Annotated in this window: 19 protein-coding genes and 2 tRNA genes; 8 read left to right on the top strand and 13 right to left on the bottom strand. The window is 61.6% G+C overall.

The features are described from left to right. Positions 1-75: 75 nt before the first annotated feature. Positions 76-564 (bottom strand): hypothetical protein, encoded by a 489-nt coding sequence (locus NIT7645_RS01380; RefSeq protein ID WP_008560043.1) that lies wholly within the window; start codon positions 562-564, stop codon positions 76-78. A gap of 295 nt (positions 565-859) precedes the next feature. Between NIT7645_RS01380 and NIT7645_RS01375 the strand changes: the two genes are divergently transcribed. Beyond that, positions 860-1,771, top strand: coding sequence for a pirin family protein (locus NIT7645_RS01375; protein WP_008560224.1), 912 nt, complete (start codon positions 860-862; stop codon positions 1,769-1,771). On the opposite strand, the gene NIT7645_RS01370 is transcribed toward NIT7645_RS01375, so the two are convergent. Beyond that, entirely contained in the window at positions 1,768-2,346 is a 579-nt protein-coding gene (locus NIT7645_RS01370; protein WP_008562068.1) for a GNAT family N-acetyltransferase, read from the bottom strand. The two genes, NIT7645_RS01375 and NIT7645_RS01370, sit on opposite strands and share 4 nt — an antisense overlap. Beyond that, positions 2,313-2,927 carry a TetR/AcrR family transcriptional regulator gene (locus tag NIT7645_RS01365; protein ID WP_008559187.1) on the bottom strand — a complete coding sequence of 205 codons (615 nt, stop codon included), beginning with the start codon at positions 2,925-2,927 and terminating at the stop codon, positions 2,313-2,315. Before NIT7645_RS01365 ends, NIT7645_RS01370 begins: the two co-directional genes overlap by 34 nt. Before the next feature lie 116 nt (positions 2,928-3,043). On the opposite strand from NIT7645_RS01365, the gene NIT7645_RS01360 reads away from it, so the two are divergent. The 6 genes from NIT7645_RS01360 (at position 3,044) to NIT7645_RS01335 (ending at position 8,378) form a co-directional block, all read left to right on the top strand. After that, positions 3,044-3,328, top strand: a complete 285-nt coding sequence (locus NIT7645_RS01360) for a hypothetical protein (RefSeq protein WP_008560088.1) — start codon at positions 3,044-3,046, stop codon at positions 3,326-3,328. Between the two features lie 156 nt (positions 3,329-3,484). Next, positions 3,485-4,771: a homoserine dehydrogenase gene (locus tag NIT7645_RS01355; RefSeq protein ID WP_008562167.1), complete on the top strand. Its 1,287-nt coding sequence runs from the start codon at positions 3,485-3,487 to the stop codon at positions 4,769-4,771. Positions 4,772-4,921: 150 nt separating this feature from the next. Continuing rightward, positions 4,922-5,905 carry a class II fructose-bisphosphatase gene (gene glpX / locus NIT7645_RS01350; protein ID WP_050685801.1) on the top strand — a complete coding sequence of 328 codons (984 nt, stop codon included), beginning with the start codon at positions 4,922-4,924 and terminating at the stop codon, positions 5,903-5,905. A gap of 116 nt (positions 5,906-6,021) precedes the next feature. After that, on the top strand, positions 6,022-7,764 hold the full coding sequence (gene recJ / locus NIT7645_RS01345) for a single-stranded-DNA-specific exonuclease RecJ (protein ID WP_008560360.1): 1,743 nt from the start codon (positions 6,022-6,024) through the stop codon (positions 7,762-7,764). 147 nt (positions 7,765-7,911) lie between these two features. Then, a tRNA-Glu gene (locus NIT7645_RS01340) sits at positions 7,912-7,986 on the top strand. Between the two features lie 317 nt (positions 7,987-8,303). Beyond that, positions 8,304-8,378 (top strand) — tRNA-Glu (locus NIT7645_RS01335). 199 nt (positions 8,379-8,577) lie between these two features. Here NIT7645_RS01335 and NIT7645_RS01330 read toward each other — a convergent pair. From NIT7645_RS01330 to NIT7645_RS01305, 6 genes are all read right to left on the bottom strand, one after another. After that, complete coding sequence (locus tag NIT7645_RS01330) at positions 8,578-9,582, bottom strand: diguanylate cyclase domain-containing protein (RefSeq protein WP_008562640.1); 1,005 nt, start codon at positions 9,580-9,582, stop codon at positions 8,578-8,580. Then, the gene (locus tag NIT7645_RS01325) at positions 9,579-10,166 is read right to left on the bottom strand and encodes a heme NO-binding domain-containing protein (RefSeq protein ID WP_008559683.1); all 588 of its coding nucleotides are present in this window, start codon (positions 10,164-10,166) and stop codon (positions 9,579-9,581) included. The genes NIT7645_RS01330 and NIT7645_RS01325 overlap by 4 nt, the downstream gene beginning before the upstream one ends. Positions 10,167-10,259: 93 nt before the next feature. Next, positions 10,260-12,047 (bottom strand): DUF4153 domain-containing protein, encoded by a 1,788-nt coding sequence (locus NIT7645_RS01320; RefSeq protein WP_050685799.1) that lies wholly within the window; start codon positions 12,045-12,047, stop codon positions 10,260-10,262. A gap of 92 nt (positions 12,048-12,139) precedes the next feature. Continuing rightward, positions 12,140-13,699: a trimethylamine methyltransferase family protein gene (locus NIT7645_RS01315; RefSeq protein ID WP_050685797.1), complete on the bottom strand. Its 1,560-nt coding sequence runs from the start codon at positions 13,697-13,699 to the stop codon at positions 12,140-12,142. 174 nt (positions 13,700-13,873) lie between these two features. After that, positions 13,874-14,563, bottom strand: a complete 690-nt coding sequence (locus NIT7645_RS01310) for an HAD family hydrolase (protein ID WP_008562089.1) — start codon at positions 14,561-14,563, stop codon at positions 13,874-13,876. A 170-nt stretch (positions 14,564-14,733) separates the two neighbouring features. Next, positions 14,734-15,018, bottom strand: a complete 285-nt coding sequence (locus tag NIT7645_RS01305) for a DUF3572 domain-containing protein (RefSeq protein ID WP_008559949.1) — start codon at positions 15,016-15,018, stop codon at positions 14,734-14,736. Between the two features lie 93 nt (positions 15,019-15,111). On the opposite strand from NIT7645_RS01305, the gene NIT7645_RS01300 reads away from it, so the two are divergent. Then, complete coding sequence (locus NIT7645_RS01300) at positions 15,112-16,554, top strand: diguanylate cyclase (RefSeq protein ID WP_008560233.1); 1,443 nt, start codon at positions 15,112-15,114, stop codon at positions 16,552-16,554. Between the two features lie 194 nt (positions 16,555-16,748). Here the strand turns inward: NIT7645_RS01300 and NIT7645_RS01295 are convergent, their stop codons facing one another. From NIT7645_RS01295 to NIT7645_RS01280, 4 genes are all read right to left on the bottom strand, one after another. Then, a complete protein-coding gene (locus tag NIT7645_RS01295; RefSeq protein ID WP_008559526.1) occupies positions 16,749-17,222 on the bottom strand; it encodes a periplasmic heavy metal sensor in 474 nt (157 codons plus the stop codon). Continuing rightward, on the bottom strand, positions 17,219-17,704 hold the full coding sequence (locus NIT7645_RS01290) for a hypothetical protein (protein ID WP_037302504.1): 486 nt from the start codon (positions 17,702-17,704) through the stop codon (positions 17,219-17,221). The genes NIT7645_RS01295 and NIT7645_RS01290 overlap by 4 nt, the downstream gene beginning before the upstream one ends. Then, positions 17,697-18,320, bottom strand: a complete 624-nt coding sequence (locus tag NIT7645_RS01285) for an RNA polymerase sigma factor (protein ID WP_008559763.1) — start codon at positions 18,318-18,320, stop codon at positions 17,697-17,699. The genes NIT7645_RS01290 and NIT7645_RS01285 overlap by 8 nt, the downstream gene beginning before the upstream one ends. Positions 18,321-18,384: 64 nt before the next feature. Next, entirely contained in the window at positions 18,385-18,882 is a 498-nt protein-coding gene (locus NIT7645_RS01280) for an EF-hand domain-containing protein (RefSeq protein WP_008560437.1), read from the bottom strand. Positions 18,883-19,038: the final 156 nt, after the last annotated feature.

Genomic DNA, 19,038 nt, shown 5'->3' with positions numbered 1-19,038 from the left:
CTTGACCGATCCGCAACACCAAAGGCGCCCCGATCATCGGCGGCGCCTTTTCTTGTGCCAACTGGCAGTCAGGTATCAGCCCTGCGACGGGCCCTGACCACGCTGCGCAATCATGATCGACAGGATCTCGGCCATCGATTTGCTTTGTGATCCAGGGGTAACGCCGCCAATGCCGATCCGCTGCCCCAGGCGCCACCAAAGCCCCGGATGCCAGCTGCGTGAACCCGGCACGTTGGTTCGGATCAAGAAGCCATTGGACGGCTTGAAGGCAAAGACCCCGCGATCCACAGCGACCACATCCTCGGTTCGGGCAATCAGCTCACCGTTGGAACACCGCAGCTCGCTTGCCGTCAGCTCGATCCGCATGGCCGTCGCCTGCCACAGGCGCATCGCAAGCCACAGGGAAAAGACGCCAACAGCCAACAAAAACACCAACCAATGCAGCGCAGGTGGCGTGGCGAGGGCCACATAGACAAGAATCGCCCCGATAATCAGCAACATCGCGACGGCCAGAACGCGTCGTGGCTGCGATGCCTCTACGGTTGCCAGGATTTCCTCACTCATGCTGCGCCCTTCCTCTGCCCGACCTGTCCCATCCTTGGGTGGCCTTGCGCCGATGTAGCGCGAAAGCGGCCTCTGGCCTAGCCCCCAGTTGCCGCAGCCGGGTCAGGCATCACCCAGCAACAGCCGAAACATGGCGAGCATCCCGCACTGCGGTTTGGCCAGTGTGTTTGACCCGTGTGTTTGACCCGTGTGTTTGACCTGTGCAACGATGCACACACCCCGTGAGGCACTGCATCTTTGCCACCAAATCCGCACGCTCTATCTAGAAGGCAGACACCATCATCGGAGAGCGATCATGTCCATCCGCCCTATTCTAGAGAAACGCCCCGCCAGCCCGACCATGGAGGGCGCAGGCGTGAAACTGCACCGCGCATTCGGGTTTCACGACCCGAGCGAGCTGGACCCCTTCTTGCTGTTTGATGATTTCCGCAACGAACGCCCCGAGGATTTTGAGGCAGGCTTTCCCTGGCACCCTCATCGCGGGATCGAAACCATCACCTATGTTCTGGAAGGCACCGTCGCCCATGGCGACAGCCTCGGCAACGTCGGCACGCTGGGGGCTGGTGATGTCCAGTGGATGACGGCTGGCTCCGGCATTCTGCATCAAGAGATGCCAAAGGGGAACGCCAAGGGGCAGATGCACGGCTTCCAACTGTGGGGCAACCTGCCCGCCAGTCAAAAGATGACCGCGCCGCGCTATCAGGATGTTCAGGCCAAGGACATTCCAGAAGTGATCGATGACGATGGAACCCGCGTCCGGGTCATTGTTGGCGATTTCTGGGGCAAACGCGGCCCCGTCGACGGGATTGCGGCTGATCCGCAGTATCTGGATGTGTCGGTCCCACCAGGTGTCAAAAAGACATTCCGCATCGACACATACCGACGCGCCTTTGCTTATGTGTTTGCAGGTCAGGGCGCCTTTGTCGACGCGGCACCGCCACAGGGCATCCTGCTGGAAAAGGAAGTCGCAGGCGAGGAGCTGCATATTCGCGACATGTCCGGAGACCGCACTCTCATCCGCTTTGGAACAGGCGATGAGATCACCGTTCAAGCAGGTCCGGAAGGCGTGCGTTTTCTGCTGATATCAGGTGCCCCAATCGAAGAGCCCGTGGCGTGGCATGGCCCGATTGTGATGAACACCCGCGAAGAGCTCAATCAGGCGTTTCGCGATCTGCGCAACGGCACGTTCATCAGACCGCAGCACTAACCACCGAAACCGCGCAGTCCGCATTCGTCGGGCTGCGCCCGCCCACTGGTCCAGCTATAGCGGATTTCTCCCCCGGCTCCGTCGCTGTCGCGCTGAAATCCCGCTTTCTCCAGCACACGAGCCGAGGCATGGTTGTCCGGTTCAACGCCGCCACACACTTTCACCGTTGGGCCAACGGCAAGATGGCGTTGCAGGGCCGAAATCAGCTCTGATGCAAGCCCCGCGCCCCAGGCAGATTTTGCAAAAAGATAGCCCAGGTGGCAGGTGTTTTCCCCAGTGTCCGCCGCAGCCGCCGCATGCGACAGGATCAAGAGCCCGACACAAGGCCGCCGAGGCAGATCACGCCGCGCAAGCGCGACCACTTCCGCCTCTCGCGACAGTCCCGCAAGACGTGAGCGGCGCTCTGCATCGTCCTGCGCTGCGTGAAAAACCGGTGGCAGGTGACAAACAACCTCCGGATCAAACAGGGCCGCGAGCTCCACGACAGAACAGTCCTGCCAGGGCCGAACGGTCAGGCGGGGGCTTTGCAGATCCAACAGGCTCACACCTGCATCGATTTCTTCACCATGTCCCAATAAATCCCCTCGACCTCTTCCAGCGACAGGCGGCCACCGCTGCGATACCAGGTCATCACACCGTTGAGCATCGCAATCACCGCAAGCGTCGCGATCTTGGGATCCGGCACGTGCAGAACGCCGAGCCGCACGCCCTCCTTCAGGATGGCCTGAAGCGCGTTTTCATATTCCCGCCGAAGGGATTCGATGGCCGTGAAATTGTCCTCTGAGAGGTTGCGCAATTCCATGTAGGCGATGAAAACCGCGTCCGGCCGTTCCAGGTGAAAGCGGATGTGAAAGCGGGTGAAGGCCTCAAGCCGGGCCAGCACCTTTGCCTTTGGATCGCTGGCCTCTGCCGTATAGGCCGCCTCCTGCTCATGCCAGGCTGCCAGCAGTTCGGTCATGTGGCCTTCCATCAGGCTGAACAGCAGGCTTTGCTTGTCGGGCGTGTAATTATAAAGCGCACCAGCCTGCACGCCAACCGCAGACGCGATCTGGCGCATGGAAACGGCCGCATAGCCATGCTGAGCGAACAGGCGCAATGCCTCTGTCCGGATGCGCGGACCGGTGATATCAGAATGTGAACCTTGCGTACGTGCCATAGCCTCAGCCTAACTGAACGAATGTTCATATAAAAGACCCAGCTGCGCGTTTTCGCCAAGCTTGTGCCATGCTGCCAATATGTGCATCAAGGACGCAGCCAACAAGGACGGTTTTTATGCAGCCCACACATCAGTTCCGCCGATTGATTGCCACTGTGCCCCTATCCTGCGCCGTGATCGGGTTGGCTGTGGCAACGGCCTGTGTGCGGGTGCCCGAGTTGGAAGACCGCCTGACCCCGGATCTGCGCGGCACCGCCTACCCGGATCTGATCCCGCTGGACAGTGCACTGGCAACCTCCCCTGCCCCGGCCAAGGAAAGTCAGGCAATCGAGCAGTCACTGGAAGCCCGCGCAGCGAGGCTTCAGGCGCGCGCCGACGCACTGCGCAACGCCCAACCCTGACGTTTGCACCTGAAGAGCGCCGTTTTCTGCGCTGTTTCTGCCCCCCAAAGCCACCTCTCCCGGTTTTGTCCTCCTCCGGCCTCCGCTGGCGTTGCACCCCTGCGCCGAACCCGCTAAGGCGGTGAGGTATTTTTTGGGAATAAGGGATCTCCAGCTATGACAGAGCCGCTTCGCCTTGGTATTGCAGGTTTGGGCACGGTTGGCACCGGCGTGATCAAGATCATCCGCCGCCAGGCAGCCCTGCTGGAGGCCCGCACCGGCCGCACGATCCAGATCTCAGCAGTCTCTGCACGTGACGCGAGCAAAGACCGTGGCGTGCCCCTGGGCGATTATGCTTGGGAAACCGATCCGGTCGCGCTTGCAACCCGCGATGATGTCGATGTCTTCGTGGAGCTGATGGGCGGCCATGAAGGCGCCGCCAAAGGCGCCACCGAGGCCGCGCTGGCCGCGGGCAAAGATGTCGTTACAGCCAACAAGGCACTGCTCGCCATTCACGGTCAGGCCCTCGCAGAGCAGGCCGAGGCCGCAGGGCGCGTGATCCGGTTCGAAGCTGCTGTTGCCGGGGGTATTCCTGTCATCAAATCCCTGACCGAAGGGCTCGCAGGCAACGACGTGACCCGCGTGATGGGCGTGATGAACGGCACCTGCAACTACATCCTGACCCAGATGGAAGCGACCGGTCAGGGCTATAACGCCCTGTTTGAGGAATGCGACCGGCTCGGCTATCTGGAAGCGGACCCGAACCTTGATGTCGGTGGCATTGATGCCGGTCACAAGCTTGCGCTGCTCGCCTCTATCGCGTTTGGCACCAAACCCGCCTTTGACAATGTTCAGCTCGAAGGCATTCAGCGCATCAGCCTTGATGACATCCGCCACGCCGCAGACATGGGTTACCGGATCAAACTCCTTGGTGTTGCACAGCGCACCGCGCGCGGCCTGGAACAGCGCATGTCGCCCTGCCTGGTGCCTGCGAACTCGCCGCTTGGCCAGCTGGAAGGTGGCACCAACATGGTCGTCATCGAAGGCGACGCGGTTGAGCAGATCGTGCTGCGGGGTCCAGGCGCGGGTGAAGGCCCCACAGCAAGCGCTGTCATGGGCGATATCTGCGACATTGCCCGCGGGTTCCGCATTGCAACCTTTGGCCAGCCTGCCACCTCGCTGGAAGAGGCCGCACCGGCCCAAACCAGCCTGCCCGCCCCGCATTACCTGCGCATGTCGCTTCAGGACAAACCCGGCGCCCTTGCCAAGGTCGCAGCCGCGCTTGGCAATGCCGGTGTGTCCATCGACCGGATGCGCCAATATGGCCATTCCGAGCCGACCGCACCGGTGCTGATCGTGACCCATAAATGCACCTCGCAGATTCTGCAGACGGCGCTTGAAGATCTGGCAAAGACCGGTGTGGTAGAGGGCGAACCTGTCGCCCTGCGCATCGAAGAACTGTAAACCGCCAGCCACCACAGGTGGCGGCACAGCCGCAACAGACCACGGTCAGGGGCCGCCCGATGCCCCTGTTACCGCCATCAGGCCTTGCCCGCGCGCCAAAATGCAGGGTATGCGGCCTCACCGACCCGCGATTGAGATAGGACATTGGCTATGACTTCTGACACCAACGACGCCGCATTTAACGACCGCATGCTGTCGCTCGGCCTGGCCCGCGTGGCCGAACAGGCCGCACTGGCATCTGCACCGTTGATCGGGCGCGGCGACGAAAAGGCGGCAGACCAGGCCGCTGTGAACGCCATGCGCGAACAGCTGAACCTGCTCGACATCGCGGGTGTTGTTGTGATCGGCGAAGGCGAACGCGACGAAGCGCCGATGCTGTTCATCGGCGAAGAGGTCGGCACCGGCAATGGCCCCGGCGTGGATATCGCGCTTGACCCGCTGGAAGGCACCACGCTGACCGCAAAAGACATGCCGAATGCACTGACCGTGATCGCGATGGGGCCGCGTGGCTCCATGCTGCACGCACCCGACACCTATATGGACAAGCTGGCGGTTGGCCCGGGCTATCCCGAAGGCGTCGTCTCTCTGGACATGTCCCCGCGTGAACGTGTGGAAGCACTGGCAAAAGCCAAGGGCTGTGCCAGCTCTGACATCACCGTTTGCATTCTGGAACGCCCCCGCCACGAAGCGATGATCGCCGAAGTCCGCGAAACCGGCGCCTCCATCCGCCTCATCACCGATGGTGACGTTGCGGGCGTGATGCATTGTGCCGAAAGCGAAATCACTGGCATCGACATGTACATGGGCCAGGGTGGCGCGCCCGAAGGCGTGCTGGCTGCTGCGGCGCTAAAATGCATGGGTGGTCAGATCTTTGGCCGCCTGCTGTTCCGCAACGACGACGAAAAAGGCCGCGCCGCCAAGGCAGGCATCACCGATCTGGATCGCGTCTACTCTCGCGACGAGATGGTCACGCAGGAGGTGATCTTTGCCGCAACCGGCGTGACCGGCGGTTCGCTACTGCCCTCGATCAAGCGTACACCGGGCTGGGTGGAAACCACCACGCTGCTGATGCGCTCCAAAACCGGCTCCGTGCGTCGCATGAACTATCGCACGCCGCTCAGCTCTCACCAGTGATCGGACCGCGGCGCTTGCAGCCGCCCCCGAACATTCGGTATCTGAACATCAAAGGCCGGGTCCATGCGACTCCGGCCTTTGTTTCATGACAGCCCCAACTGACGGAGGCAGGACTAGTGAGCTTTCTGGGTGTTGAGACCTCATTGACCGGACGCCGATGGATCGGCCCCGATCTGGATACCGCCCGCGCGGCAGAGATGATGGAACAGCAGATCGGCCTGCCCCCAGCCGTATGTCAGGTGCTGGCCCGGCGCGGCGTCCCCGCGCATGAGGCACAGGGGTTTCTGACACCGCAGCTCAAGGAGCTGCTGCCAGATCCGCGCCGCATGAAGGACATGGAGATCGCCGCCGCCCGCTTTCTGCAAGCGGTGGAGAAACGCCAGCGCATTGCGGTCTTTGCCGACTACGATGTGGATGGAGGCTCTTCTGCAGCGCTGCTTCTGGTGTGGCTTCAACAGGCAGGGCTGGGGGCCACTCTCTATGTGCCGGACCGGATCGACGAGGGCTATGGCCCCAATGACGAGGCGATGGCAGCGCTTGCCCGCGACCATGATCTGATCGTCTGCGTGGACTGCGGCACCCTTTCGCACGGGCCTATCGCGGCCGCCATGGGGGCCGATGTGATCGTGCTGGATCACCACCTTGGCGGTGAGACCCTGCCCGACTGCGTTGCCGTGGTGAACCCCAACCGGCAGGACGAAGATGGCGATCTGGGGTATTTCTGCGCCGCCGGCGTGGTGTTTCTGATGCTGGTCGAAGTGCGCCGGCAGATGCGCGACAAGGGGCTGGGCACCGGCCCTGATCTGATGGCGCTTCTGGATCTGGTCGCCCTCGCAACTGTCGCCGATGTTGCGCCGCTGGTTGACGCAAATCGCGCGTTGGTTCGACAGGGGCTGAAGGTCATGGCCGCACGCCAGCGTCCGGGTCTCGTGGCCCTGGCTGATGTATCGCGCATGGATTCGGCGCCATCGACCTATCATCTGGGGTTTCTGCTTGGGCCGCGCGTCAATGCCGGTGGTCGCATCGGCAAGGCCGACCTTGGCGCCCGGCTCCTTGCCACGACAAACCCCGCCGAAGCCGAAGCGATTGCTGCCCGTCTTGACGAACTCAACACCGAGCGGCGCGAAATTGAAAATGCCGTGCGAGCCGCCGCTCTGGAGCAGGCCGAAGCGCGCGGGTTTGATGCCCCCCTGGTCTGGGCCGCAGGAGAAGGCTGGCACCCCGGCGTGGTCGGCATTGTCGCCTCTCGCCTGAAAGAGGCCACAGGCCGCCCTGCGGTGGTCATTGGTCTGGATGGCGACGAAGGCAAGGGATCCGGTCGCTCGGTCAGCGGCATTGACCTTGGCGCCTCCATCCAGCGAGTTGCGGCAGAAGGCCTGTTTGTCAAAGGCGGGGGCCACAAGATGGCTGCCGGGTTGACCGTGTCCCGTGACAAACTGGAACCGGCAATGGAGCGGTTGGCCGAGCTGCTCGCAAAGCAGGGCGCAGGGGATCTTGGTCCTGCGGATCTGAAGCTGGACGGAATGCTGATGCCCGGTGCGGCCACAGTGCCGCTGATCGAACAGATCGACCAGGCAGGCCCGTTTGGCGCGGGGGCCCCCGCCCCGCGCTACGGCTTTCCTGATTTGCAGGTCCGTTTTGCCAAGCGGATTGGCGAAAGCCATCTGAAACTGTCACTGAGCGACGGGCTGAGCAGCGGCATCGACGCAATCTGTTTTGGCGCGTTTGACACCGCTCTGGGGCCGAGACTGCTCGATCACGGTGGCGCCCGCTTTCATTTTGCAGGGCGGCTGGAGATCAACACCTGGGGCGGCCGCCAGTCCGTTCAACTGCGCCTGGAAGATGCCGCAGAAGCCTAAGAGCAATTCGAGGTTCCGCCCCCACCGGGACCTCGTAACCCCATGAAAAAAGACATCTTTCAGCGCCCTCCAAAATAAATTCCCATCAACTGCATTTTTCTCTTGCGGGTTTCGGCGCTAGCCACTAAATACCCGCTCACACCAAGTGGCCCGTTCGTCTATCGGTTAGGACGCCAGGTTTTCAACCTGGAAAGAGGGGTTCGATTCCCCTACGGGCTGCCACTTTTCCTCCTTCAAATCGTCAGCCTCGCGCATCCTTGATGACTTGCTTTTGGCCGTTCACGACCTTCATTTCCGAGGTTCAAGGCAGGCAGACAACCCTTCGCAGAACGCCTTGGGCTTGGTGCATTCACAGACCATGATCTCCTGCACGCAGGCTGGAACTTATCCACAGGCCTGCCCCTGACGCATGCCATTTTCCCGCATTGGATCAATGATTTGCGCGATTTTTGAATTTCTCTCAAAAAATCGCATTTTCCTGCAAAATGCCTCTTGCGCCCGGCCAGCGGACTAAGTAAACACCCCCTCACAGACAGCGTGGCCCGTTCGTCTATCGGTTAGGACGCCAGGTTTTCAACCTGGAAAGAGGGGTTCGATTCCCCTACGGGCTGCCACTTCTGTTTCTCCCCAAAAAACAAAATACTGCAGCGACACTACGCTGATTGCGTCTGCGCGCGACAGTTCCATCTGTCCCAGACCACCCTGCCCTGCCACGGGCCAGCAAACGCACGAAAAAAGGGGCCATTGGCCCCCTTCGTGTCGTTCCACTGCTGTCTTCCCCGCGGGCCTGCGCCACGGACGAAAGTGTGGCCCTCAGGAGGCCTCTGCCCCCTCCATGCCCGGCTGATAGAAGAAATGGCGCGCACGGCCTGCGTTCTTGGCGGCGTAGAGCGCAACATCCGCCTGATGCAGCAACAGGGCACCATCCTCGACCGCAGCAAAGGCCGAAGACAGCGCCGTTCCGGCACTGGCAGAGATATTGCAGGAGCGATCCCCAAAGGGAATCGGCTCTTCGATGCTGCTGATCAGGCGACGGGCGATGCCAGACAGTTGGATACGATCCACAAGACCTTCGAAAATCAACACAAACTCATCGCCACCAACACGGGCGACCGTATCGTTCTGCCGGGTGCATTGCACCATCAGCTTCGCGACATGCTGCAACACCGTGTCACCGGCAGCATGGCCCAGGGTATCGTTGACCTCCTTGAAGAAGTCGAGATCCACATGCATCAGGGCAAAATCCCGCCCCGAGGCAATCAGGCGATTGAGAATGTGATCCATCGCCCGGCGGTTTTTCAACCCGGTGAGCGTGTCAGTAAAGGCCTGTTCCTCTGCCGCGATCTTGGCCCCCTGCAGACGCAGGTTCAGCTGACGAGATGCCTCCATCGCGGCTGATTTCGCCTCAACCAGGTAAAGCATCTCGATCGTCAGATCGGTTGGCGAGAAATCGGCGCTGGTCAGGTCATAGTCGCGCACGGCCTCCAGAACAGAGATGCCAAACGACATGTTGATAAAGGCCCCCTGACCGCTTGGCAGCGGCGCCAGTACGCCCTTCAACCCGGTCTGCGGCGCCTCGCGAAAATTGAGGTGCAGCTTGGAGCCTGCGGTTTTGATCAGGTCAGCCGTCGATTGCACCCAACGCGGGCGAGACAGATCAAAAATATCAAAGAAGGAACTGCCAACCCATTCCGTTTCCGGGCGCAGCTTCTTGAGCGTGGGACCGGCTGCAAGGATTTTGCCCTCGGCATCGATAACCACATGCATCGGGCAGATCTGATCGCTGATGCCCAGGAAATCAAGGATGTCGATCTTCATAGCGAATGCGCTCCCAGATCAAAGGCGCGGCCTTCGGAAAACTCTGTTTCCACAAGGGTAATCGCGATCACCTCTGCCCCGTCATGCGTGCCGGAGTGATCGAGGAAAACCAGATCGCCGTAATCATCCGCCATTGCCCGCAGCACCCCCATCAGGACGTTGGCATAGCCTGGCAGGCCGGGCTGACAGTGCAATTCAAACTGGCCTGGCGCCTGCTCGATCAGCTCCAGCCCCGGCAGGTTCAGATCCGCAACGGCAAGGCGCGCGCGATCTGGCAGATCGTCAAGCGAGTGCAGGAATTCGACGTAGTTCACCCCACCAAACCGCAACAGCCGCCGCAGCGCTTCGACCTGGGGGTTGGAGACGAGGAAGGTTCCCATATCCTCCAGCATTTCTGGCAGCGGACGATTCAGCACCTCTTCGGCAGACCGCAGCATGATCATGGATTGCTCATCCGTATAGGTCAGCATGGCTTCGAACTCGCTAAAGCCGAGCTCTGCCCTATCCATGATCGTCAGCCAGCTTTCCACGCCGAAGGTGGTGCTGACAAACCCCTGGAATGCCCTATTGATCAGACCGTGCATTGCTGGCCCCTTGTTGCGTCTCGTTACTCTTGACCCAAGCTGGTTAAGAAAGGGCCAACATTTAAAATTGCGGATGATTTCGACCGCATTTTGTCAGGGCTGTGACAGGACTTCCATCTCACCCAGTTTCAGCGTCATCTGACGGCTTGGCGAAACCTCATACAGACCATCCTGTACTGTACCAAGCAGTTCAGCAGCCCCTGCGGCAGAATGCGCGGAATTCCCCAAAGTGATCGAATACCCGGCCTCTGTCTTCCCGTTGCGCCGGGTCAGCGGGACAAATTCAAGCCGGGTCAAATCATGAGGGGGGACCAGCACCAAAAGGGTTGTATCACCGCCGACCTGTTCCCCAACGCCAAGCGGGCCAAGAGGTTCCACGATTGCCGCGCATCCCCGCCGACCGTTTTGCAGGACCAGCTCACAGCTGCTGATCCAACGGTTGAGGTTGAAGGCTTCGATCTCAGAGAAGTAATCAGCATCAATGACTTGTCCGGCAGGCTGCACAGGCAAGAGCGCCGACAGACGCGCGGCCAGATCCGCTGTATTGGGTTCTCGCGCGGCCAGCGCTTCCCACCGGGTGTCCGCGGCTTTGGCAATTTCCAGGCGCTCCAGCAGGTCGCCATCCCCTTGCGCCTGTGCTGCTACCTCAAGCGTTGCAAGGGCGGCCTGACCCGCGCGCCCCCAATCATGCGCCATCTCCCACAGGGGCAATTCGTGGACTGGGATCTCTCCCGCGTTGAACCGCGCAATCTGACTGGCGGCCGAAATGCGCCCGGCATCCGCAAGCGGGCTCAGAAGAATCGCCAGCCAGGCGGCCGTCACAAGACCAAGAGCAACCACCGCCCGCCGCAACTTGGCCGCCCAGTTCACGCCCCCCGTCACCGCAACGACTGCGTAGGTGACGCCATGCAGCAACACGAGCGCAGCAAGGGCCGCCGCATAGACCCGATCAGGGGTCCAGCCGTATTGGAAAATCCGCATCATCACAGCCCAGATGCACAGGACTGCAACCAGCCCAAGCGCCACGGCAAGGGCGCGGGTTGTCAGCCCAGTCAGCCCCCGTGGCTGGCGAAACCGGTAAAGCACGACGCAAATCAGCGTCCCGATCACTCCCGCCATCGCCATCAGCGTCGCAGCAGAGGACAGATGGCCAAAGGCATTCGACAATCCCTGAAACGGGATCGCCAGCAGGAACAGCCCAACAACGACAAACACCGGCACAAGAAGCAGACTGATGAGCCGGAACAACAGCTCCGGCGCATGGCCATCACCCAGCTCCTGCACCACAGCCAGCCCCAGCCCGAACGCCGCGCCGCTTAATGTCAGAGCCAGCCAATCGGTATCCGCAATGTCTTCGAGAAAGGTGATGTTCACCAAACCCAACAACGCATTGGACAGCAGTCCAAGCCCCCAGAGGACAAAGACAAATGCAATCCCACAGCCCAGCCGAAAGGCAATGCCCCAACTGGCAGCAGAAAGCGCATCATAGCTCAGCCAATCCTGCGCCCCACGCAGCCACATCAGCAGAAAGGAACAGGATACCCCGCCAAGAGCGATGGCCATCAGCACCAGGGCCGGGCCGTCCAGAAGGTCGGTCGCCACCGAAAACCTGAGAGAAGCCAACAGCAAAAGGCCCGTCATCGGCACCGCAAGAAGCCCCCCACCCTTCAGCGCCCGATGGATCGGCAAGGGACCGATCATCGCCAGCGCACCACAGCACAGGCTACCGACAAAGGCAAAAGCCGCCAGCCACAGGCTGGGAGACAGCACATCCTGCTGCAGCGCTTCGGCCAGCAACCAGACAGCAAAACCGCTGCCCGCTCCAAGGCCAATCACGGGGAGTCTCGCTTTCGCCACCGTCGCCGCGGTCATGTCGCTCATAAGCCCGATTCCTTCGTTGGTTGAAACGGCTTATACACTTGCATGGAACTTGAGCAGAGGTGAGAGGCGGCGAAACTTCCCCTCAACCGGTGTTAGAAATCGGTCGGCGCGCCTCCCTCTGCCTTGCGGCGTTCGACAAATGCGGCCAGTTCCTCTCGGATCGCATCATCCATCGCTGGGGCCTCGAAACTGCCAACGATCTCCTTGTAGACGTGATGCGCCCGCTCTGCTGTCCAGACACCGCCTGCTGCCTCCCAGGCCTCGTAATTTCGCCAATCGCTGAGAAACGGCTGATAAAACGCGGTGCTATAGCGATCCTGAGTATGCTGGGTACCAAAAAAATGGCCGTCATGGCCCACTTCGCGAATTGCTTCCAACGCGATATCTTCCCCACGGGTTGCGGTGATCTGTGGTTGCAGATAGCGCTGGATGTGCTGGATGACTTCGCAGTCCATCACGAACTTCTCCGGGCTTGCAATCAACCCGCCCTCCAGCCAGCCCGCAGAGTGGTAGACCATGTTGGTGCCTGACTGCACCGCCGCCCATAGCGAATTGGACGTCTCCCACATCGCCTGCCCGTCCGGGACATTGGCCGCACAGACCCCGGATGACCGCATCGGCAGGTCATAAAACCGGGCCATCTGCCCCGTCATCTGGGTGGATCGCATATATTCCGGGGTGCCAAACGCCGGCGCGCCCGATTTCATGTCCACGTTGGACGTAAACGTCCCGATCATGCAGGGGATGCCCGGCCGGACATATTGGAACAACGCAATGGCAGAGAGGGACTCTGCGATGGATTGCGCCACCGCGCCCGCCATCGTCACCGGCGCCATCGCGCCCGCCAAGGTGAAGGGTGTCACCACAATTGCCTGCCCCCGACGCGCCAGACGCAGACAACCGTCAATCATCGGCTCATCATGCTTCAGCGGAGAGGTCGAGTTGATATTGGTGTACATATGCGGCTTGGCTTCGAACTCTTCGTCGCTCAGACCTCCTGCGACGCGCACCATCTCCATCACGTCCTCGACGCGTTCCTTACCCAGCGAATAGGCATGCATCACCTTGTCGGTGAGGGTGAGCTTGTCAAACAGCACATCCAGATGCCGCACAGAGGCATGGATATCGACCGGCTCCACCGGGTAGCCGCCTGCGAAATGGATGCAGTTGAAATACTGCGTCAGCTTCAGCAGGTCACGCATCTGTTCACGGTTGCCCGGCACCTTGGCATTCAGGGACAGATCCCAATAGTTGGGCGGAGAGGACACGTTGCCAAACAGAATGTTGCGCCCGCCAAAGGGCAACACACGCTCCGGATTGCGCGGCGTGATGGTGAATTCCGACGGGGCCTTGGCCACCATCTCCATCACAAAATCCCGATCAAGATAGACAATATTGCCGTCCACCTTGCAGCCCGCCTCCTTGAAGATTGCCAGCGCCTCATCGTTCAGAAAAACGATGCCGATTTCTTCCAGGATGCGCATGGCACCATCATGGATGGCCGCAACACCTTCGGGGGGGAGAGGTTCGATGGGCGGGTCAATCACCTGCGGGATCGACCAGGGCAACTGTTCGATTACGGCATCGCCGCGCCGCTGCGCTGCACCTGCACGTCCGCCCCCGCGCCGTCTGCTGCGTGTTTGTATCGTCATGGCCGCCCTCCGCTATTTCGGGCGCCCACCAGACAAGGAGCCGGCGCCCACCTCATCAGCAGGCCCCGGTCCGGTCATCAAGAATTGCCTGTTACCGACAGGTCTCGTCGCTTTTCAACCAAGACCGGCCCATCGCGGCGAATTTCTGTACATTTCTGTACAGTGCGACAAGTTTCAGGCGTCGAGCCACGCCGGAATATGACCGATATTCGGCAACACGACATCCGCGTGGTCCTGCAGATCAGCAGCCGTTGCCATGCCCGTCAGCACACCAATGCGTCGCATTCCGGCCGCAGCCCCCGCGATCAGGTCGTGCAGACTGTCACCGACCATCGCCGTCCGCTCCGGAGCGACGCCTGCAGCCTTGCAAAACGCCAGCAGTGGATCGGGGTCCGGCTTTGCGCCGTGGCCACTGTCACAGCCCGCCACAAAGGCAAAGCGATCCAACACCCCAGCGCGCTCCAGTTGGCTCTTGGCTGAGATCTCGGAATCGTTGGTCATCACCCCCAGCACCTTTCCCCGCGCCAGCAGGTCATCAAGGAACGCAGCCAGCGGCACCGCCGGAGACAGATCCGCAGTGGCCGCGCTTTGGGCGAGAAAGGCCGTCAGTTCCGGCAGATCCATATGGGCCACGAAAGGGGATAGCACCTCTGCCACCTCGTCGTTGGATCCTGCGATGACCAGGCTGTCGGCATTAAAGGCGGAGCGATCAAGATCATAGCTGATCACCCGCGCCATTCCCACCTTGGCGGCGTGATCACCGCGCGACAGCGTGTTCAGCACCTCTGCCGCCCAAGTGTTCCAGGTCTGCGCAAAATCGAAAAGTGTTCCGTCCTTGTCAAACAGCAGGGCATCAACGGGCATGGGCAGTCCTTCGGTCGGGGCCCGTCCTATCCGGCGGGCCAAGTTTCAAGGCCGGGGCGAATTTGCCCCGTTTGCCAATTGATAGGCGATCCGCCCCGTTGTCGCCAGCCGTTTGGAACAGCCAGCAAGTGACAACCTGTCAGTGCTTGTCTGTGGCTCGTCTCAGCGGCTCAGGTCCAGTGGACCTGCGCGCCGCCCGGCAGCGCCATCCGCGCCTGCATCGGGATCTCATAGGCGATGCCCAAGCTGTCGCAGAATGCCATCACCCAGGCATCATCCATTGTCAGGAAATCCAGCACCGAGCCAAGGAACGCAGGATCGGCCGCCTGCTCCCGCAGATCCGACTCGCTTGCCCCGGTGGACCCGAGAAACACAGGCAGCAACTCGTCATTGCCGGCCAGCCAACCCAGCGCCTTGAGGGCCAGGGTCTCGGCTGAATCGGCGGAAAAAGGCATATGTGAACACATTCCTGACACTTCACCGTCAATTTGATGGAAATCCGAAAGGGTTTATTAACCATCCTCATTAAGACTTCAGGGATAGTTGGAATGCAAGAGGCGAAAGGGCTTCGCGTGCAGGGTACGATCCTCATCATCGACGGAGTGGCGACAAACCGCATCATGCTAAAGGTGCAGCTGTCCGCAGCCTATTACCGTGTGGTGCAGGCCGAGGGCACAGAGGGCATCGTGAAAACTGCCCTGCGCTGCCGCCCCGACCTGATCCTCACTGCCATGTCCCTGCCTGATGGATCTGCCGCCGACGTCAAGGCGCTGCTGGCAGAGGATGACCAGCTCGCTGATATCCCGGTGATTGCAATTGATCAGGAGGCCGACAGCGACCGTCGGCTGTCTGCCCTGCGTGCCGGCATCGATGATGTGCTGATCCAGCCCCTTGATGACACGATGCTACAGGCGCGCATCCGCAGCCTGCTGCGCGCCTCCAGCCACAAGGAAGATCTGCATCTGCAAGGCGGCGGCACCCACCGGTTCGGTCCGGTTCTGTCCGACGCCCATCTGAATGCGGGGATCAGTGGCGCCATGGTTGCCCTGGTCACCGAAGCACGCGCAACAGCCATTTACTGGCAGGCCCAGCTTGCCTCGCGCGTGCCCTACCGTCTCGAAAGCCACCAGCTGGATGCGGTGCACCCCCTGATGCGCGAGCCGGTGCCTGATGTGATCGTCATTGAACTGAGCCCGACCAACGCGGGCCCCGGCCTGCGCCTTATTGCGGATTTGCGGGCACGCGCCTCTACCCGGCGCACGGTTGTGATCGCAGTTGTGCACCCTGCCGACCCGGCCATCGCCGCAGAGGCGCTGGATCGCGGGGCCCACGACGTTCTGCAGGCCGGTTTCAACGTCGCAGAGCTGAGCCTGCGCATCGAAAACCAGCTGCGCCAGCGCGCCCGCATGGACCATCTGCGCGACAACGTCCGCAACAGCCTGCGGGCTGCGGTCGAAGACCCGATGACCGGCCTGTTCAACCGCCGCTATGCCAAGCCCTTCCTCGATCAGGTTGCAGGCAGCGCAGCCAAGTCGGGCGATCCCTTTGCGGTGATGCTTGCCGATCTGGACCACTTCAAACAGATCAACGACATCTACGGCCACCCGGTAGGCGATGCGGTGCTGATCGAGGCCGCGAAACGGCTGCAGTCCGCGCTGCGCCCTGTTGATCTTGTCGCCCGCGTCGGTGGTGAAGAATTCATGATCGTGCTGCCCGGCCTCGGCGAAGCCATGACAGCCGCCGTTGCCAGCGACTTGTGCAACCGGATCAACAGCAAACCATTTCACATCGCAGGCGTTGACCGCCCCATTCATGTCACCATCAGCATCGGTGCCGTGATTGGCGGCGGCACCCAGCACAGCGAGATCCTGAGAAACCCGCAGGCCCGCGAGGCCTGTGTAAATGACCTGATCACCAACGCCGACCGCGCGCTTTACAGCGCCAAACATGCAGGCCGCAACCGCGTCTCATTGGCAGAGCTGGCAGCCTGACCAACCCCATTCGCCCCATCCAACGGGGCGCAACGACCAAGGACAGTGAACGACGGGCTCGACCGCCAAAAGACCGGCACACCCGGCATGGCGTCGCGCACTACAGGCAGGACCAGACAAGAGCAGCAGATGGTCCATCAACAGCAAACAGGGCAGTGCTCTCGCCACTGCCCTGTTCCGATCTTGCCCCGCGCTCAGCGATGTTTCCTGTCGTGGCGCGCCAAACGCTCTTCCAGCTCGGCAGCATAAGACGCCCGCTCTTGGGCTGTCATCTCGCGAACCTGGCTCATCCAGGCAACCTGCACCGACTGGTGGAAAGAACTGCGCCGCGCCGCATGGTCCTGCAAAGCCCCCTCCAAAGCGGCCGGATCAAAAGGGTCAGCCCGCAACAGCGTTACAACCGTGACAACCTCGGCCATGCGGCGGGCGCGGAAACTTTCGTGGTCGCCCTCAACCGCACTCCGCAATGCCTTGCGCGTGTCGCGATCCAGATCACGATAAAGAAGCGCCCCGATCGGCGGCGGTGCCTTGCCGCCGTCTCGTCCGTGTCCGGCAAACCGCCAGGCCGCCCCGGCAACAACCCCAACCACGATCAGGTTCAGGGCAAGCGACCCGATCAGCAGCCAGCGCACCCACCGGCGGGGAGATTTTGTCGGCTCTTGTGTCATTCTGTTTCCTCGCTCAGCACCAGCGCCAAGTCATAGCTGTCATCCGGCAAATCCGACGCGCTCAGGTCGATCCCGGCCAAGGCCACCGGATCAGGGATAAAGGACGGCGGCGCCAGTCCAATCCACAAACCAGCCGCACTCGCCGTGGCCAGCCCCCCAACCGCAGGCCAGCCACCAATGGCGGCAATCACGCCGCGCAGCTGCGCCATCAGACCCGTGCGGCCCCTCTCGGTCCTGCCCTTGGCCCAGTCCGCGCCCTGAGACTGCACCGCAGCAGCCCGCGCAGCCTGAATGGCAACAGCCTCTCGGATGATGGACTGCTCCAAATGAACCGGCACCTCGGCAGGACGGCAGTCGCGGGCTTCGGCAAAAAGATCATCCACCAGCGCGTCCGCAAACAGATCATCCTCGCCGCGGGACTGCTCTGCATCCGCTTGTCCGCCCGGCTGTCCGGGCGCATGTCTATCTGTCTTGTCAACCATCGCTATACCCCAATTCAGCCCGGCGTCCGGCCAGGATGGCGGCCAACGCCCGTTTGCCCCGCGCGGTCAGACTTTCGACCGCCTCGACGCTGATGTCCATGATCCCTGCGATCTCCGGGTTTGGCAGGTCTTCGATGTGGCGCAGAACCACGGCCTGACGCTGGCGTTCTGGCAGTTGCATCAACGCGCTCTGCAAGGCGTCCTGCCGGGCCCCATCCTGAAGGCGCTCTGCCGCGCTCTGGGCCGTGTCTTCCGGTTCGGGGATGGCGTCCAGATCCAGATGCCCGCCCCGCTGCCGTCGCTTGTGATCGATGCAAAGATTCATCACCACGCGATAGAGCCAGGTCGAGACCCGCGCGCGCCCCGGCTCCCAATGTTCGGCCTGACGCCACAGGCGCACCATCGCCTCCTGGGTGATGTCCTCTGCTTCGGCCCGGTTGCCCAGAACCCGCATCGCAACACCAAGCGCGCGCGGCGCAAGCCGTCGTGTCAGCTCTGCCGCGACATGCGGATCCCCCTGAGCAAATCGCAAAAGCAATGCGCCCTCCGGATCCTCGACCGGTCGTTCGTCACAGGCCTGCCCCTGCCCCGCCTGCGTCGGCGGTGGCTGCGACATCAACGGGCCCCTCGCCGGGGCCCGCCCTGCATATTTTGCAGATATCGACACATCTGGTCCCGGTTCAGTTCTGCTCCGTTGCGCCGCCCTGACCGCCGTGGCGGCGATCTCCACCATGGCGCGCCTGGTGCTTCATGCGGGCGGATTCATATTCGTCCTTGCTGATGGCACCATCACCATTGGCGTCGACCCGGTCAAACATCTTTCCGGCGCGGCGGGGTTTGGGCAGCTCGTCCAGCGTCACCGCCCCATCCGAATTCGCGTCCATCCGCTCCATCATCTTGGCCGCATGATCCTTGGCGCGCGCCTGTGCGGCGGCTTCGATCTCGGCCAGTGTCAGCTTGCCATCACCGTCAGCATCAGCCGCGGCAAAGCGCGCCTCGCGCAGACCTTCCATTTCCTGCTTGCTGATCTGACCGTTGCCGTCCGCATCAATCTGCTCAAACGTCATGCCCGGCCCAAAGCCCCCTTTGCCACCGTGGCCCGGTTTGGCAATGGCGCCTGTGGCTCCGACAACGGCACCGGCGACGATCACGGCTGCGATGAACTTCGTATGTTTCATGGTCTGCGGTCCTTTTGCAGATCGGCAGCCCCTTGCCGCCGATGACGTGAGCTAAACGGCCGCCCATGATACTTCCGTCGGTTTTTCTCGAAAAAAAAATCCACGCGCGCCCGCAGAGCCTTCAATTCGCATAATTTTCTCTTATTGCGCCTTCAG

Source organism: Phaeobacter italicus (assembly GCF_001258055.1).
Classification (GTDB): Bacteria; Pseudomonadota; Alphaproteobacteria; order Rhodobacterales; family Rhodobacteraceae; genus Phaeobacter; species Phaeobacter italicus.
The sequence above is the reverse complement of the archived record's forward strand: the minus strand, read 5'-3'. Positions and strand labels throughout refer to the sequence as shown.